The sequence below is a fragment of the Methylobacterium sp. WL116 genome (assembly GCF_008039455.1).
Taxonomy (GTDB): Bacteria; Pseudomonadota; Alphaproteobacteria; order Rhizobiales; family Beijerinckiaceae; genus Methylobacterium.
In genome coordinates, this window is the sequence record NZ_VRUV01000057.1 from 1 (window position 1) to 14,953 (window position 14,953).

Here is a 14,953-nt window from a genome sequence, read left to right on the forward strand (position 1 = left end):
TTGGGCCGGCAGGCCTCGACCAAAGGCTCCAGTTCAGACCACTGGGCGTCGCTCAGCATCGTCCCTCCTGCTCAGAGAAACGAAAACGCTAGCCAAGCCAATCCGTTCAGACGACAACAGGCCCTAGCTCTCCGGCAGCAGACAAACGACCACGCTGCGATCGAAGAGAGCGAGGAGCAGCCGAGCCAGCGATCTCCTCAATGTCTTACGCTGTGCCGGACGTAGGCCTGCCTGAAGCGTGGCAGTCTGAAAGCGAGCCCCGAAGTGCTACCCTAGGGTCACTGAACCGTCGGTCTGATCAACTGCGAGGACCGCGGGCATCCGGATCACGCTGTTCCCAGGCCGATAAGGCAGCGTTAGCCGCTTCGACGATCGCTCCCGTGGAGCCGATGCCGATCTGCGGACGGATCGCTTCAACAAGCCGCGTGACGATCGTCTGCTCCTCAAGAAGGTAAGCAGGCATCGTCGCCTGCCGGCAGAGCGCTGCGTAGACGTTCTCGGCAATTACCCGTGCGGCGCGGTCAGGATCCGGCGTGTCGCTCATTTCAGATGACCCTTCGCATACGGGTGGTCGGTCAGTGCTCCACCGGCTGCTCAACGAACGAACGTATTCCGTCCTTGGCGACCGCATGTTCGAAAGCCTCGAAGGCGTCCTCATCGTTCGCGAAGGTGCCGGTCCAGGCCGTGTGCCCGCCTTCGTGGTCAACGACCTCTAGGGTCCATTCGTCCGCGGTGCCGGCGAACCGGTAAATATGGACCTGCACCGTGACGCCGTCGCGGGTGACGCTGCCGCCGAGCGGGGAGTCCTCGATCTCGCAGTCAGGGATGCCAGCCATCGATCGTTCCTTTGGTTCGCGCCCTCGGGATCCTCACGGTGCTGCACGTACCCCTGGCCGGGCGCGGTGGTATGTCAAAGATCCGGCACGTCCGCATCGAGCCAGTCCGCCGCTGCTTTCAGGTTCGGGAACTTGTGCGCCTCACTTGTGAAAGGCGCCGGCAAGGGTGAGCTGTCGGCGAGTGGTTCGGCTGTCCAAATCGCCTTCGTACCCATCCCGCGACACATCGCGGACCAAACTGCCGACCACTTGGCCGTCGAGGATGAGATCGAAACTGCCGGGGGCGAGGCGTTTGAGGCTGTAGGGCATCAGCATCTCTCGGAGCGAAGGCGCGATCAGGATCTAGCGTAGCGCTCACTTCAGGCGGCCCTTCGCCTTCAAGTGCTCGTCGCAGTCCAATTGGATCCAGCTCAGAAGGGCCTCGGCCTACGCGGCTTCCTCAGCACGATCATCGTCCGCCTGATCATGATCCGATCCGTCTGCTTCCTCGCTTTCCTGATCGTGGCTCTTAGGATCGTCGCTTCCTGGGTCCGCAATTTGAGTGCCAGAGCGATAGGAGTCGCCCTGACGTACCAATTCTCCACTGGTTGCCATCACGCTAAGGTACGTGGCCAACGTGTTCGCAGCTACGTCATGCAAACGCTCCGTGATCTGCGCGTGAGATAGGCCCTGCGAACCGGCTTCCTCTAAGAGCGCCTTCAACCGACCCTTCGCGGAGTTGGCCCGAGGTCCACGAGGACCGCGGGTAGCGCGAGGTTGATCATCGCTAGCGGCAGCACGACGGCGCTTTGGCTGATCGTCAGTGTTATCCTCCATCGGCGTGCCCTCGACGATCGATGCGAGCGACCGCTCTGCCAAGCGGAGCTTCGATAGCTCGCCACTCACCCGTTCAAACTCAGCCTCAAGAGCCTCGCGCTGGTGCCTCACGTTGGCCAGAGCTTGCGTGAGCGTGCTGTCTTTTGTCATTGGTAGATCGACTTCTCTAATTTCGAATTGAGTTCCTGTAGGCGTAGTGGCTACACGCCCTAATCCGCGCCCTCGGGATCCTCACGATGCCGGACGTACCCCTGGCCCGTGAGCCAGTCCGTCAAGGCATGTCGGATTGCCTCTGGACGTGAGGGCTTCGGCTCCGGCTGGTCTGCAATCCAGGCGTCGAGGGGAGAGACCTGCGTCGGCATCAGCCGCACCAGGACAGGCGTCGCATCCGTCGCCGGGCGACCGCGCTTCTTTTTTCCAATATCGCCTATTGACGCCATGCATTAGACGATATTATAAATCGGCTCGGCCCGCAACGGTGTTTGCACCACCGCGCGGGCCTGACCACCATCGAGCCGCAGAGATCGATCATTGCTAACCACGCCCATAGCACACGCACGCCCTTATTACCCCAGGCTGGCGCTCCGTCGGCCTTACTACCCCGCGGGGCTGGGAGGCAGCTTGGTCCCGTCACCGTGGCCCTTTGTGCCATGCGGACAGCCGATCCCGACCAAGCCGCACACGACGCCATCGAGGCGATCCGCCGAGGCTTGGATCGCCACTTCTGCTATGCCGACCACGAGCGCCTGCAGGCCCTTCGCCGGCGCGTTGCGGATCGCATCGAAGCCGACCTTGCTCTACTGGATACCCTGGATGGCGACCCGGACTTAGACGCCGACCATATGACATGTGAGCGGGCGGCTGACGGTAGCCTCTACCTGCTCGGCCGTTCCACGGACGACGAGGATGGCGACAACAGCTGCGGCGACCTCGATGGCTCGCTTGAGCAGCATGGCCACGGCGCCTTCAACGATGTGGTGTTCGCATGAGCGCCCCATCAGACCGCCGCGGGTTCCTCCGCGGCCTCGTCTTGCTCCCGCTCATCGGCGGCGGCGTGACGCTCATCGGCAACCCGATCAAAGCGGCCGAAGCAACCTCCATCCCGTGCGCCGAGAGCTATGCGGCGTGGCTCCATTACGAACAGCGGGCTTTGCAGAACGCTCTCTATCCGGGGATCGGCGAGGGGTACTACATACCGCAAACCTGTCCCGGCGCGACGTTTCATTTCGATGATCGCTTCGGGAACGAGGGCTGGTGGCAGAGGGTCGGCGCCGAGGCCATGGCGCGCGCCCCGGTGGTTCTGGCAGCGGTCGGATGCGATTGGCGGGAGGCTCGCCGATGAGCAATCCGTCCGCTTGGGAGGCCATCGGCGACCTAGAAGGTGACGATCGCGACGTGGCGCGCTGGGGCCAAGTCGTTAGCACCATGGCCGAAGCGCAGGCCCATGGATCGAAGCCGCTGATCACGGTCGCTTATGCGATCGTGGATCTCGGCAAAAAGCTGACGGCGCAATGGGAGGCGGCCATGGATGCCGCACGGCAGGGGGACAGGCGATGAGAGTCCTCCTCGCCGCTCTTGCCATCGCGAACATCCGGTGGGCCGTCGCCGACCTCGCTCGAGCCGAACGGCTCGCCAACGAGTCCGATGCTGCTCTCGCCCTGGCAGGGGAGCGCCGGCGGCTAGCCGAGAATTTGGCTCGCCGCGCAGGCCTTGGCAGCCTGCTTTAGGCCGCGCCGCGTGAGTGATGACGTCCGCGCCCGGCGTGAGGCAGGAAGGGGCCAACCTCAAGCGGGCGCGGACGGTCTGACCGAAGCCTAACTGGCGACACTTACCGGTCAGTTGTTTCGATGAAATTACCGCTTGGTCACATCGCTAGCGGCCCCGCGGCTGGCCGCCCTCGTCCGCTATCGTTCGCCTAAATTTGTCGAACGTATGTGGGTGAGAACGTGGGTAGGCATTGATGAAAAATCAGTAAAGGACTGCGTCTAATGGAGATCTACGAACGTACTCGCGGACACCCCTTCCGCCTGACTTCCCGCCTTCCTCGGCGCGGCGCAGACCGCCGCCGCGAGACCGCGCGCCGGCTCGGCTTCCCGGGCAGGGTCGAACGTTCGGCTACGCCGGGAGGACGACTACCTTGGTCTTCACCAGCGTCCGGGCGTAGAGGTGGATCATGTCCTGGCTGAGCAGGCCGACGCAGCCGCTCGTGATGCCGGTGCCGATCGTGTCGGGCTCGCTCGAGGCGTAGATCGTGTAGAGCGTGTAGGCGCCGTTCTGGTAGAGATGCAGGGTGCGGGCGCCCAGCGGGTTGTCGAGGCCGCCCGGCATGCCGCGGGCGTATTGGGCCGCCTCCGGCTGGCGCCGGATCATCTCCTTGGGCGGCGTCCAGGTCGCCCACTCGGACTTGCGGCCGACATAGGCGTCGCCGTGCCAGAGGAACCCGTCGCGCCCGACATTGGCGCCGTAGCGGGTCGCGGCTCCGTCGCCTTCGATGCGGTAGACGTAGTAGTTGGCGGGATCGACGACGATCGTGCCGGGCGCTTCCTTGGTCTCGTAGCGCACCGTCCGGCGATAGTATTTCGGGTCGACCTTGCTGATGTCGACCGCCGGGATCGGGAACTTCTCGTCCGGCATCGGCCCGTAGGTCTTGGCCGCCTCGGCCAGCAGGATGCCGTCGGTGGTCGCGCAGCTGCCGAGGCCGAGGGCGCCGAGGCCGACCGCCGAGCCGGCCAGGAACGACCGGCGGCTCAGAAGCGCCGTCCGAAGCCGAGCGGTCCGGTCCATCGCGCCGGCATCGGCACGCCCACCATCCATGATCATGATCCCGAGCGTCCCATGTCCTGCGGCCCGATCGAAGCACGCTCCGACCGACGCTGCGCCAATGTACTGCCAAGCCGAGACCGGTGACAGCCGACGGGACTTGCAAGCTCGGCTTTTGCGTCGGGAGTGTGGCAAAAGTCACTCGGCGGCTCTGATCGACCGCCGACGGCGACTTCGGAACATCAGTCGAATGCACTTGCCGCGAGTCGCACTTGCGTTCGGAACTGTCCGACACTGGGCGATCGCGGTGACGATCGTTGCGCGTCGCCGGGCTCGCCCGCGGTGGCCGGCGCGGAAGGATCGATGCCGAAGTGATCGATGCCGAGGTCCCTCGGGCGAGCCCGGAGCCGGATCCGATTGGATCGCCGCGCGATCCGCGCATCGAAGGCTCCGGGATCAGCCGTGCGACCGGCTCGCGATGCGGTCGAGGAGGACGTGCGGCACGGTCAGGGCGGACAGCATCTGGAGCGTCAGAGTCAGGAGGTTGGCCGGCGCATCCGCGGCGCCGGCGGCGTAGAGCGGCCACAGCCCCGCGCCGAGCAGCAGCGTCAACGCGAAGACCGGCAGCGCGGCGCGGACGGCGCGCGGCATCGTGTCGACGCCGGGCGCCTTCGCCGGGTCCCGCACCAGCGCCCGCATGTGCCGGGGGCCATGGAGGACGACGAAGTACAGGGTGAACGCGGTGAGCGGCGGCAGCAGCCAGAAGGCAGCGGCCAGGACGAATATCTCGGCCAGCACCGCCGGCCGCACGCGACGGCCGAGGAGCCAGGCCGCCGCGAGGGCGAGCCAGAGCCAGGCGGCGGCCGTCCACCAGGCGGGAAGCGACGGCATCGGCACCCGTGCGACCGCCGAGAAGATCTCCGCCGTCTCGGGCGGATGCAGGAGCGCCGGCAGGGCGATCGGGAGGCCACCGCGCACGAGCGCCTCGAATGGTCGGCCCGGGCCCGAATCCTCCTCGCCGAAATGCAGGACCGACAACCCGAGGAAGCCCGCAAGCGTCGCAAGGGGGGCGATCTGCCAGGCCAGGAGGACGAGGGCCGAGAGGCCGAGATAGGGAACGGCGAAGACCCCGAACCACGCCCGGCCGTAGCGCGGGCGCAGCAGCGGGGCCGCCACCGCGCCGTCAAGCGCACCGTGCGGAACGCCGAGGACGATGACGACCGTCAGGGCGACGAGCCAGGAGGCTTCGCGCGGGAGGAACGCGGAGGCGACCAGCCCGAGCGCGACGAGCGCGGCGGCGAGCTGCGGCAGGCCGGTCACCCCCGCATGGATGCGGTGGCGGCTCGCGCCGTCGGGCCCCGCGAGGCGGGAGAGGGACGATCGAGCCGCCAGGGGCATCAGGCCGCCCGGCGCAGCGGCGTCGTGGCCGTCCGCCCCTCCGCCAGGTCGCGGTCGACGGCGCGGGTCGTCTCCAGCGTCGCCATGATGCCGTAGACGACCTTGGCGGTGAGATCGAGGATCGCGATCACCGCCAGCGCGAGGCTCGGCGACAGGATGCCGAGGCCGTCCTGGCCGACGAGCAGCACCACCGGGTAGGCGCACCACACCCCGGTGAGGAATACGGCATTGCGCAGGAAGGCCTTGCGCACGTCGGCCCGCTCGCCGGCGTTCTCCTCGCGCAGCTGCACGAAGATCCCGTAGAACACGGCCAGGAACGCGCCGCAGGAGATGGCGAACCACGTCCACTTCACGGCGGCGACGTCGGACAGGCCGAAGGCCAGGGCCGTCACGATCATGAGCAGGTCGGAGCCGATCAGCCCCCAGACGACGGCCGGCCGGCGCATGCCGGAATGCATCGCGGTGCGCGAGAGCCCGACGAGCAGGAGCGGCGTGGTGAAGGTCCAGTCGATGTAGCGTGCGAAGTAGAACTGCCGCGCAGCCTCCGCCGCATCGGGACCGGCTGGAAGGATGATGCTGCCCTGGCCCGTCGCCATGGCGAAGTAGGAGCAGGCCGCGATGATCGGCACGATTCCGTGGATGATCCCGTCGGCTTCTTCGGCGGGCGTGCGCCGCTTCGCGATGAACAGGATCACGGCGGCGCCTGCCGCCATTCCTGCAAAGCCCAGCCACAGCCAGAATTGAGGCGTCATAAATCTCTCGTCGGTATGGGGATGAAAGGGGCGCCCAGGACCGTGGCGCCCCTGCCCAATCACCCTCGCCCCCGATTGTTGCCAAGCCGCCGCGTCACAGGCGCGTGAGCCCCTGCGGCGCGTCGCCGCCTCGGCGAACGCGGGGTTCCGCCCTGTCCTGCGAGCGCTCGGCCTCGGCCGGCGTGCCGGGGCAGCATCGCAGGCTCCGCCAAAATGCCGACGCTGCGACGCGCCGTCAGGGCGCGGCAGACGGGGCGACCGCCTGCGGCCGCCCGCGCTGCCAGACCTCGACGATCCGGGTGCTGGCGGCGATGTCCTCGGACGGATCGGCGGCGAGCACGACGAAATCGGCGCGGCGACCCGCTTCCAGGCGGCCGCGGTCGGCGAGGCCGAGGAGGTCGGCCGCCCGCGCCGTCGCGATGGTCAGGGCTTCCATCTGCGTGAACCCGGCCTGCACCATCAGCGCCAGCTCGCGGTGCTCGGCCACGCCGGGGACGCGCTCGGGGGCCGCGCCGCTGTCGGTCCCGAACCCGATCCGGACGCCGGCGGTCTGGAGCCTCTTGAGGTTCGCGAGGTTCGTAGCCAGCGAGTCGCGCGCGGCCTGCGCCTTGGCGCTCGCGCGGGTGTCGCGCTGCCAGGCGGGGTCGTCGAACCGCGCCTTGAGGTCGGGCGCGAGCGCTGTCCGGACGAAGGGCGTTTGCGCCCAGGCCGGCGCGTCGGCGTAGGCGAAGGTCGCCTCGTCGAGGGCCAGGGTCGCGATGTACCAGGTGTCGTGCGCCTTCAGCAGCGCGACGGGTCGACCGGCTTGTCGCGGACGCCGTGCGCCAACACGTCGGCTCCGGCCCGGACCACGGCCCGCGCGTCCTCGAGATCGTGGACGTGGGCCGCGACCCGCAAGCCGAGGCGATGGGCCTCGTCGATCACCGCCGCGTAGACGGAAGGCTGCATCTTGGCCGGTACGGAGCCGCCGAAATCGTCGAGCCAGAGCTTCACCATGTCGGTGCCGCGCGCCTTCATCGCGCGGACCGCGTCGCGGCCCTCGTCGGCGTTCGCCGGGCGGAAGAGCTGATCCGGGCTGACGCGCACCATCGCCTGCGGCGGGCCGCCGTCGGGCACCCCGATGCCGCGGTCGACGCCGAACAGGTCGGCGTCGGGGATGAGACCCGCATGCGCCTCGTTACGGATCTCGGGCATGATCGCGCCGTTGAGCCCGAGCGCCATGATCGTGGTGACGCCCCGGGCGGTGTAGGCTTCGAGCTGGGCGAGGATGTTCTCGCGCGTGTAGTTCCAGGCGCCGATGTCGACGCCCCTTACGATGCCGACGTGTGAGTGATCGGAGATCAGTCCCGGCATGATCGTGTGCCCGGGCCGTTCGCGGATCTCGGCGTCGGACGGCACCGCGACCGCCATGCGCGGCCCCGCCGCGACGATGCGGTCGCCGTCGACGACCAGCACCGCATCCGCGACCGGCTCGGCCGACAGGCCGTCGATCAGCCGGATGCCGGTGAAGGCGAGCGGCTTGGCGGCGGCTCCGCCGATGCAGGACAGGCTCGTGGCGACGGCCAGGGCCGACAGCAGCGCGTTCCGACGCATCGCACTCTCCTCCCGGATCGCCGACGGGACGTCGCCGGTCGCTCTTTCTGGCGTGCGACCTGGGACCCCGCGCGGTTCTCGAGCTGCGATCTGACGGCGTTTCATCCGGTTTGTCGAGGCGATCCGGGCGTGCGGTGCCGCCCGGCGCTTCGATCCGCCTCGGACCTGCGCACGGGCGTGCCGGGATGAATCGTCTGCCGGGTGCGCCCTCAGGTGAAGAAGCGGTTGCCCGGGCGCGGCAGGCCGAGATGGTCGCGCAGGGTCGTCCCCTCGTAGTTCCGGCGGAACAGGCCGCGGCGCTGCAGTTCCGGCACCAGCCGGTCGACCACGTCGTCGAGGCCTTCCGGCACGAAGGGGAACATCACGTTGAAGCCGTCGCAGGCCCGGCCGTCGAGCCATTCCTCCATCCGGTCGGCGACCTGTGCCGCGGTCCCGACCATCTGAAGGCCGCCGTAGCCGCCGACCTTGCGCGCCAGCTCCCGCACCGTCGCGCCGGTCCTGCGAGCGTAGTCGACGATCTGCGCCTGCCCGCTCTTGCTCGCGTTGGTCTCGGGGATCTCGGGCAGCGGCGCGTCGAGGGCGAAGCCCGAGGCGTCGACGCCGAGGCGCACCGAGAGGTTGGCGAGCCCGCTGTCGGGATGGACGAGGTCGTCGAGCCGCGCCTTCTTGTCCCTGGCCTCGTCCTCGGTCCCGCCCAGCACCACGAAGGCGCCGGGCAGGATCTTGAGGTGTTCCGGGTCGCGGCCGAGCGCCGGCATGCGTCCCTTCACGTCGGCGTAGAACGACTGGCCCGCCTCCAGGGTGGAGCTCGACCCGAACACCACCTCGGCGGTCTCGGCGGCGATCTGGCGTCCGGCTTCGGAGGCGCCGGCCTGCACGATCACCGGCCAGCCCTGCACCGGCCGGGCGACGTTGAGGGGGCCCTTCACCTTCAGGAACGCGCCGCGGTGATCGAGGACGTGCATCCTGTCGGGGTCGAAGAACAGCCCGCTCTCGGGGTCCATGCGGAAGGCGTCGTCGGCGAACGAATCCCAGAGGCCGGTCACCACGTCGAAGAACTCGCGGGCGCGGGCGTAGCGGGTGGCGTGCTCGACATGCGCGTCGCGGCCGAAGTTGTGCGCCTCGTCGGGATTGCCCGAGGTGACGAGGTTCCAGCCGGCGCGGCCCTTCGAGATGTGGTCGAGCGAGGCGAACTTGCGAGCGACGTGGTAGGGCTCGTTGTAGGTCGTCGAGGCGGTGGCGATCAGCCCGATGCGCTCGGTGACCATGGCGAGCGCTGGCAGCAGGGTCAGCGGATCGAACGAGGTCACGGTGGCCGAGCGGCGCAAGGCCGCCGGCGGCATGTTCATCACCGCGAGATGGTCGGCCATGAAGAAGGCATCGAACTTCGCCGCCTCCAGCCGGCGGGCGAAGTGGACGAGATGCTCGAGGTTGAAGTTGGCGTCCGGGTACCCGCCGGGATAGCGCCACCAGGCGGTATGGATGCCGAGCGGGCGCATGAACGCCCCGAGATGCAGGCGTCGGTCCCGGCTCATCGTCCCTCCTTCGTGCCGCTGCCCGAGCCGGACGGCGCCGTTGGGCCGAAGCCCGCGGGCGGACGCGTGCCGAGATGCCCGCGCAGCGTGCGGCCCTCGTACTCCGTCCGGACGAGGCCGCGCCGGCGCAGCTCCGGCAGGACCAGCTCGATGAAGTCGTCGAGGCCGCCGGGCAGGGTCGCGGGCATGATGTTGAAGCCATCGGCGCCGCCGGCGCGGAAGCGGGCTTCCATCTCGTCGGCGATCTGCATGGGCGTGCCGACGATCTGCGAGTGGCCCCGCGCCCCGGCGATCCGCAGGTAGAGCTGGCGCAGGGTCAGCCCCTCGCGGCGGGCGAGGTCGAACATCAGCTGCTGGCGCGACTTGGCGCCCTCGGCCTCCTGCAGCTCCGGCACCGGGCCGTCGGGATCGAACCCGGAGAGGTCGAAGCCGCCGACCATCCGCTCGAGCAGGGCGAGGCCCACCACCGGGTCGATCAGGTCCTGCAGCGCCTCGAACTTGGCCCGCGCCTCCGCCTCGCTGCGCCCGACAACGGGAAACAGGCCCGGCATGACCTTGAGGTCGCCGGGCTCGCGGCCGAACCGCGGCAGGCGCGCCTTGAGGTCGCCGGCGAACTCGACCGCTTCCGCGAGCGTCTGGTTGGCGGTGAACACGACCTCGGCGGTGCGGGCCGCCAGATCCTTGCCCGGCCCCGACGAGCCCGCCTGCACCACCACCGGCTGGCCCTGCGGCGTGCGCGCGATGTTGAGTGGTCCGCGCACCTCGAAATGCGTGCCGCGATGGTTCAGCGGGCGGAAGCCGTCCGGCTTCGAGAACTGGCCGCTGGCGCGATCGATGACGACGGCGCCGTCGTCCCAGGTGTTCCACAGGCCCAGCACCACGTCGACGAACTCCTCGGCCCGGGCGTAGCGGTCGCCGTGGCGGGCGATGCCGGCCTCGCCGAAATTGGCGGCCTCGGCGTCGGTCGTGGAGGTCACGAGGTTCCAGCCGGCCCGGCCGCCGCTGAGGTGATCGAGCGAGGCGAAGCGCCGGGCGACGTTGTAGGGCTCGTTGAAGCTGGTCGAGGTGGTCGCGACGAGCCCGATCCAGCTGGTGACGGCGGCCAGCGCCGACAGCAGCGTTACCGGCTCGAAATGCGCCGAGCGCGCGGTCCGCTCGCTCGAGCGCAGGTTCGAGTCGCGGATGCCGGAGCCGTCCTCGAGGAAGACGAGGTCGAACTTCGCCGCCTCGGCCCGCTGCGCCCAGCCGACATAGCGCTTGAGGTTGAGGCCGCCGTCGGCCTCGCTCGACGGGTGGCGCCAGCCCGCCACGTGGTGGCCGGTGGCGTAGAAGAACGCGCCGAGGCGCATCGTGTCCTGTCCCAAGGTGTCCCGCCCCGCCGGCCGATGGTGAATGTCGCGCTGGGCCTCTCGGGTGCCCGCATTGCAGAACGCGCCGCGACCTGCGCCGTTTCAGCACTCGCGGCGCCGGGCCTCAAGGATGCTTGTGGATCGGATCGATCCAGTGGACGGTTTCGGGCCGCTCCACCGGCTCGACCTCCGGGATGTTGACCACCACCGCCTCGTTGTCGGAGCGCACGAGCACGCATTGCAGCGTCTCGTCGGGCGAGGCGTTGATCTCCTGATGCGGCACGTAGGGCGGCACGAAGATGAAGTCGCCGGGGCCCGCTTCGGCGACGTATTCGAGCCGGTCGCCCCAGCGCATCCGGGCGCGCCCCGACAGCACGAAGATCACGCTCTCCAGCGCGCCGTGATGGTGCACCCCGGTCTTGGCGTCGGGCTCGATCGCCACGGTGCCGGCCCAGATCTTCTGCGCGCCGACGCGGGCATGGTTGATCGCCGCCTGCCGGAACATGCCCGGCGTCTGCGCCGTGTTGGCGTCGAGCCTGTCGCCGGGGATCACCCGGACGCCGTCGTGCTTCCAGCGCTCGGCGCCCGGACCCGGCTCGGCCTGGGCGTGCGGGTGGTCGTGCGGGTCGTCGTGGTGATCGTGCATCGCTCGAATCCTGCTCGTCGGCCGATCAGCGTAACGCAGCCGGTTGCGGGAATCCCGTGTCGAAGATCGCCTCGGCCCGCGGCGCGCGCGCCTTCGGGATCAGGCCTGCGCGCACGTAGAGGTCGATGTTGGCCTGCTCGTCGGCGATCACGGCCTCGTCGATCGGGACGTTGCGGTACTGCGCCCGGCCGAACCAGCGCAGCGGCACCGCCTCCGGCAGGCCGATGAGCTTCGACCAGACCTTCGCGTAGGGGGCGGGGTCGCCGAGCGCCCAGGCCCGGGCCCGCGCGAGCCGCTCCCCGAAATCGGCGAGCAGCGCGCGCTTGCCCTTCAGCGCGGCGTCGCTCGCCACGGCGAAGCTGAGGCCGGGCGTGATGCCGTTGCCGTCGCGCACGACACGGACCAGGCCCGCGAGCTCGGCGGTGGAGGTGTAGGGCTCCCAGGTCGCCCAGGCGTCGACGCTGCCCGAGGCCAGGGCGATCTTGGCGTCGGCCGGCGGCAGGAAGCTCAGGGTGACGGCATCGGCCGGCAGCCCGGCCTCCCCCAGGGCCGCGAGCACCACCTGATGCCCGATCGAGCCGCGGTTCGTCGCGATGCGCCTGCCCTTGAGATCGGCGACCGTGCGGATCGGTGAATCCGCCGCCGCCAGGATCGCGAGCCCGTCCTGGCGGTTCCGGAAGGCGAGGAAGGCCTTGACCGGAACGCCCGCGGCGGCGGCGAAGGTGAAGGGCGCGTCGCCGACGCCGCCGGCATCGATCGCGCCGGCGTTCAGGGCCTCGAGCAACGGGGCGGCGGCCGGGAACTCGCTCCAGGCCAGCCGGTAGGGCAGCCCGTCGAGGACGCCGGCGGCCTCCATCAGCGCGCGTGCGTTGCCGCGCTGGTCGCCGACCCGGAGGACGTCCTCGGCCCGGGCGGGGACCAGGGCAACGAGGAGCGCGAGAACCGTCAGGAGCGCGCGCATCAGGCGGCGTCCGCGGTGGCGGAGCGGTTGGCGAGCTGCGCGCGGAAGGCCGGCAGCAGGTCGCGACCGTAGCCGATCGCATCCTCCAGCGGATCGAAGCCGCGGATCAGGAAGGTGCGCACGCCGAGGTCGTGATAGTCGAGCAGCGCCTCGGCGACCTGATCGGGCGTGCCGACGAGCGCGGTGGAATTGCCGGCCGCGCCGGTCTCGGCGGCGATCGCCGTGTAGAGGCGCTTGTCCAGGCGGGTGCCGCTCGCGGCCGCCGCGAGGAGCCTTCGCGCGCCCTCGTTCTGCGGGGTCGCCGCGGGGCCGAGGCCCCTGGCCGCGCGCAAAGCCTTGGTCCTGGCGAGGATCGCCTCGGCCCGCGTCCAGGCCGCCGCCTCCGTGTCGGCGAGGATCGGCCGGAACGACAGGCTGAAGCGCGGATTCCGGCCGTAGGGGGCCGCCGCGGCGCGGACGCGGGCGATGAGGTCGCGGACCTGATCCAGCGTCTCGCCCCAGAGGGCGTAGGTGTCGGCATGGCGCCCGGCCACGTCGAGCGCCGCCGGCGAGGCGCCGCCGAAGAACACCGGGATGCCGTCGGCCCGCACCGGCTTCACCTCCGAGAACCCCTGCTCGACCTGGTAGAAGCTGCCGGCATAGTCGAACGGCGTTTCCGCGGTCCAGGACAGGCGCGCGACGTCGAGGAATTCCCGCGTCCTGGCGTAGCGCTCGTCCTTGCTCAGGTGATCGCCGTCGCGTGCCAGGTCCCGATCGTCGCCGCCGCTGATCGCGTGGATGGCGATGCGGCCGCCGGTGAGCTGGTCGAGCGTCGCGAATTGCCGGGCGGCCACCGTCGGCGCGGTGAAGCCGGTGCGATGGGCGATCATCAGCCCGATCCGTCGCGTCACCGCCGCGATCCGGGACGCGATCAGCAGGGCGTCCGGCGCCGTCGAGTAGGCGGCAACGAGGATGCGGTCGAAGCCGCCGGCCTCGTGCGCCTGAGCGAGGCGGTCGAGGTAGTCCCGGTCGATCGCCGGACCCTCCGCCGGATGGATCTCGGAGGTCAGGCGAGGAGCCGCGAAGCCGATGAACTCGACGGCATCGGGCGGGAGATGGCTCATGGGACTCTCCTGATCGCTCGGGCGTTCGAAGGCCGGGGTGCCGTGCGCTGCGATGGCGCGTGCAGCCGCCCGAAGCGGTCGACCCGAGCGAGGACGCGCGTCCGACGCCTGTCGGACGGGACCGGGAAGGGTTGCGAAAAATCCGACCGTCCTCGCCCGAAGTCAACGAGAGGGAATTTTTAATGCAGACGGCGAGCCAGAAAGACGATCTCCGATCTGGGGCTGCTGGCGAACTATATTCTACTCTTCGAAAGGCTCCTGACCTTCTGCCCTTCGTCCGATCCCGCGACATCATCGGCGACATCGGGAGCGGCACCGAACCCTCGCCGTCTTGCGAACGGATGCGTGCGCTCGATGCCGTTATCGATCGACGGACGCCTTCTTCCTGGAGCGCGCCGAGGGCAACCCTTACGCCAACGTGCGGGCGACGACGCAGGCGCTCGCGCACGACCCGCACATCGAGCGCCTCTCGGTGCCGCTGCAATTGGAGTCGGTCGCCGGCTTCATCCGCGAGCGCGACCGCGGCTCGGTGATCCAGGGTCCGCCAGCATCGTCCGCATCGGCCGGCGGGCAAATCATCCGGTAGGGCGCCGCGGACCATCGCGGCGCATGGTGCGCAAGGGCGTCGTCCGCTCGATGCCGGGGGCATGCACGGCAGTACCGGTCAGCGCCGTCACCGCCGCCTGGTCCGCAGGGCCAAACCCAGCGTGCCCGGCCAGAACACGAGGCTCAGGGCGATGACGGGCCAGAGATTGCGCCCCTTCCAGGCCGCGATCCCGGCCGGCAGGAGCAGGATGGGGATGGCGACCGCGAGGAAGAGCCAGAACTGGAGGTCGCTCATGGCTTCTTCAGGCGGGTCGCGACCGGTCGGGCGTTCTCGGCGGGCTTGGACTGCAGGTCCATGCATCCGACGGTGGCGATGCCGTCGGTGATCGTGACCGAGGGAAGCACCGCGTAGCCTTGGCAATAGGCGCCGATCAGGATCTCGTCGCGCCGGCAGAGCACGTCCTGCCGCACCAGGCCGTCGAGGGCGGGGCCGACGGGACCGGGCTCGCCGCGCTCGCCCCTGTCGCCGGTCGCGCCGCCTTGATCCCGCTCTCGCCGACCGTGCGTCCGCGACGTCGGCCCATCGGTGATGAGGTCGGCCGGATGCGGCTGTCCCTCCTCGGTGCCTGCATCCTGCTCGCCCTCGGCAGCTGCCAGG

Annotated in this window: 20 protein-coding genes; 4 read left to right on the top strand and 16 right to left on the bottom strand. The window is 69.6% G+C overall.

Annotated features, from left to right (window positions below; all coding sequences use genetic code 11):
* Nucleotides 1-298 precede the first annotated feature (298 nt).
* The 4 genes from FV223_RS07380 to FV223_RS07395 all read right to left on the bottom strand — a co-directional run bounded on the left by FV223_RS07380 (nucleotide 299) and on the right by FV223_RS07395 (nucleotide 1,802).
* A complete protein-coding gene (locus FV223_RS07380; RefSeq protein ID WP_147726195.1) occupies nucleotides 299-544 on the bottom strand; it encodes a hypothetical protein in 246 nt (81 codons plus the stop codon).
* A gap of 31 nt (nucleotides 545-575) precedes the next feature.
* The gene (locus tag FV223_RS07385) at nucleotides 576-836 is read right to left on the bottom strand and encodes a hypothetical protein (RefSeq protein WP_246686465.1); all 261 of its coding nucleotides are present in this window, start codon (nucleotides 834-836) and stop codon (nucleotides 576-578) included.
* A 141-nt stretch (nucleotides 837-977) separates the two neighbouring features.
* Complete coding sequence (locus tag FV223_RS07390; RefSeq protein ID WP_246686466.1) at nucleotides 978-1,145, bottom strand: hypothetical protein; 168 nt, start codon at nucleotides 1,143-1,145, stop codon at nucleotides 978-980.
* Between the two features lie 117 nt (nucleotides 1,146-1,262).
* Nucleotides 1,263-1,802 (bottom strand): hypothetical protein, encoded by a 540-nt coding sequence (locus tag FV223_RS07395; RefSeq protein ID WP_147726196.1) that lies wholly within the window; start codon nucleotides 1,800-1,802, stop codon nucleotides 1,263-1,265.
* Between the two features lie 500 nt (nucleotides 1,803-2,302).
* Between FV223_RS07395 and FV223_RS07405 the strand changes: the two genes are divergently transcribed.
* From FV223_RS07405 to FV223_RS07415, 3 genes are read left to right on the top strand one after another with little or no spacing between them, the layout of a single operon-like run.
* Nucleotides 2,303-2,641 (top strand): hypothetical protein, encoded by a 339-nt coding sequence (locus tag FV223_RS07405; protein ID WP_147726198.1) that lies wholly within the window; start codon nucleotides 2,303-2,305, stop codon nucleotides 2,639-2,641.
* 41 nt (nucleotides 2,642-2,682) lie between these two features.
* Nucleotides 2,683-2,994 carry a hypothetical protein gene (locus FV223_RS07410; protein WP_246689630.1) on the top strand — a complete coding sequence of 104 codons (312 nt, stop codon included), beginning with the start codon at nucleotides 2,683-2,685 and terminating at the stop codon, nucleotides 2,992-2,994.
* Complete coding sequence (locus FV223_RS07415; RefSeq protein WP_147726200.1) at nucleotides 2,991-3,209, top strand: hypothetical protein; 219 nt, start codon at nucleotides 2,991-2,993, stop codon at nucleotides 3,207-3,209. The genes FV223_RS07410 and FV223_RS07415 overlap by 4 nt, the downstream gene beginning before the upstream one ends.
* A gap of 558 nt (nucleotides 3,210-3,767) precedes the next feature.
* On the opposite strand, the gene FV223_RS07420 is transcribed toward FV223_RS07415, so the two are convergent.
* The 10 genes from FV223_RS07420 to FV223_RS07460 form a co-directional block, all read right to left on the bottom strand.
* Nucleotides 3,768-4,472, bottom strand: coding sequence for a L,D-transpeptidase (locus tag FV223_RS07420; RefSeq protein WP_147726201.1), 705 nt, complete (start codon nucleotides 4,470-4,472; stop codon nucleotides 3,768-3,770).
* A 396-nt stretch (nucleotides 4,473-4,868) separates the two neighbouring features.
* A complete protein-coding gene (locus tag FV223_RS07425; RefSeq protein WP_147726202.1) occupies nucleotides 4,869-5,810 on the bottom strand; it encodes a Brp/Blh family beta-carotene 15,15'-dioxygenase in 942 nt (313 codons plus the stop codon).
* On the bottom strand, nucleotides 5,810-6,562 hold the full coding sequence (locus tag FV223_RS07430) for a bacteriorhodopsin (RefSeq protein ID WP_147726203.1): 753 nt from the start codon (nucleotides 6,560-6,562) through the stop codon (nucleotides 5,810-5,812). The genes FV223_RS07425 and FV223_RS07430 overlap by 1 nt, the downstream gene beginning before the upstream one ends.
* A gap of 235 nt (nucleotides 6,563-6,797) precedes the next feature.
* The gene (locus tag FV223_RS31625; RefSeq protein WP_348644785.1) at nucleotides 6,798-7,349 is read right to left on the bottom strand and encodes an amidohydrolase family protein; all 552 of its coding nucleotides are present in this window, start codon (nucleotides 7,347-7,349) and stop codon (nucleotides 6,798-6,800) included.
* Entirely contained in the window at nucleotides 7,343-8,155 is an 813-nt protein-coding gene (locus FV223_RS31630) for a hypothetical protein (RefSeq protein WP_246689631.1), read from the bottom strand. Before FV223_RS31630 ends, FV223_RS31625 begins: the two co-directional genes overlap by 7 nt.
* Nucleotides 8,156-8,364: 209 nt before the next feature.
* Nucleotides 8,365-9,690 carry an LLM class flavin-dependent oxidoreductase gene (locus tag FV223_RS07440; protein ID WP_147726204.1) on the bottom strand — a complete coding sequence of 442 codons (1,326 nt, stop codon included), beginning with the start codon at nucleotides 9,688-9,690 and terminating at the stop codon, nucleotides 8,365-8,367.
* Nucleotides 9,687-11,039, bottom strand: coding sequence for an LLM class flavin-dependent oxidoreductase (locus FV223_RS07445; RefSeq protein WP_246689632.1), 1,353 nt, complete (start codon nucleotides 11,037-11,039; stop codon nucleotides 9,687-9,689). The genes FV223_RS07440 and FV223_RS07445 overlap by 4 nt, the downstream gene beginning before the upstream one ends.
* Before the next feature lie 124 nt (nucleotides 11,040-11,163).
* The gene (locus FV223_RS07450) at nucleotides 11,164-11,685 is read right to left on the bottom strand and encodes a cupin domain-containing protein (protein ID WP_147726206.1); all 522 of its coding nucleotides are present in this window, start codon (nucleotides 11,683-11,685) and stop codon (nucleotides 11,164-11,166) included.
* A 25-nt stretch (nucleotides 11,686-11,710) separates the two neighbouring features.
* Entirely contained in the window at nucleotides 11,711-12,646 is a 936-nt protein-coding gene (locus FV223_RS07455; protein ID WP_147726207.1) for an ABC transporter substrate-binding protein, read from the bottom strand.
* Nucleotides 12,646-13,749: an LLM class flavin-dependent oxidoreductase gene (locus tag FV223_RS07460; protein WP_147726208.1), complete on the bottom strand. Its 1,104-nt coding sequence runs from the start codon at nucleotides 13,747-13,749 to the stop codon at nucleotides 12,646-12,648. Before FV223_RS07460 ends, FV223_RS07455 begins: the two co-directional genes overlap by 1 nt.
* Before the next feature lie 331 nt (nucleotides 13,750-14,080).
* On the opposite strand from FV223_RS07460, the gene FV223_RS07465 reads away from it, so the two are divergent.
* Nucleotides 14,081-14,335 carry a hypothetical protein gene (locus tag FV223_RS07465; RefSeq protein ID WP_147726209.1) on the top strand — a complete coding sequence of 85 codons (255 nt, stop codon included), beginning with the start codon at nucleotides 14,081-14,083 and terminating at the stop codon, nucleotides 14,333-14,335.
* An 87-nt stretch (nucleotides 14,336-14,422) separates the two neighbouring features.
* On the opposite strand, the gene FV223_RS30175 is transcribed toward FV223_RS07465, so the two are convergent.
* Nucleotides 14,423-14,590, bottom strand: coding sequence for a hypothetical protein (locus tag FV223_RS30175; RefSeq protein ID WP_187274789.1), 168 nt, complete (start codon nucleotides 14,588-14,590; stop codon nucleotides 14,423-14,425).
* Nucleotides 14,587-14,952: a hypothetical protein gene (locus FV223_RS30180; protein ID WP_246689633.1), complete on the bottom strand. Its 366-nt coding sequence runs from the start codon at nucleotides 14,950-14,952 to the stop codon at nucleotides 14,587-14,589. The genes FV223_RS30175 and FV223_RS30180 overlap by 4 nt, the downstream gene beginning before the upstream one ends.
* Nucleotide 14,953 lies beyond the last annotated feature (1 nt).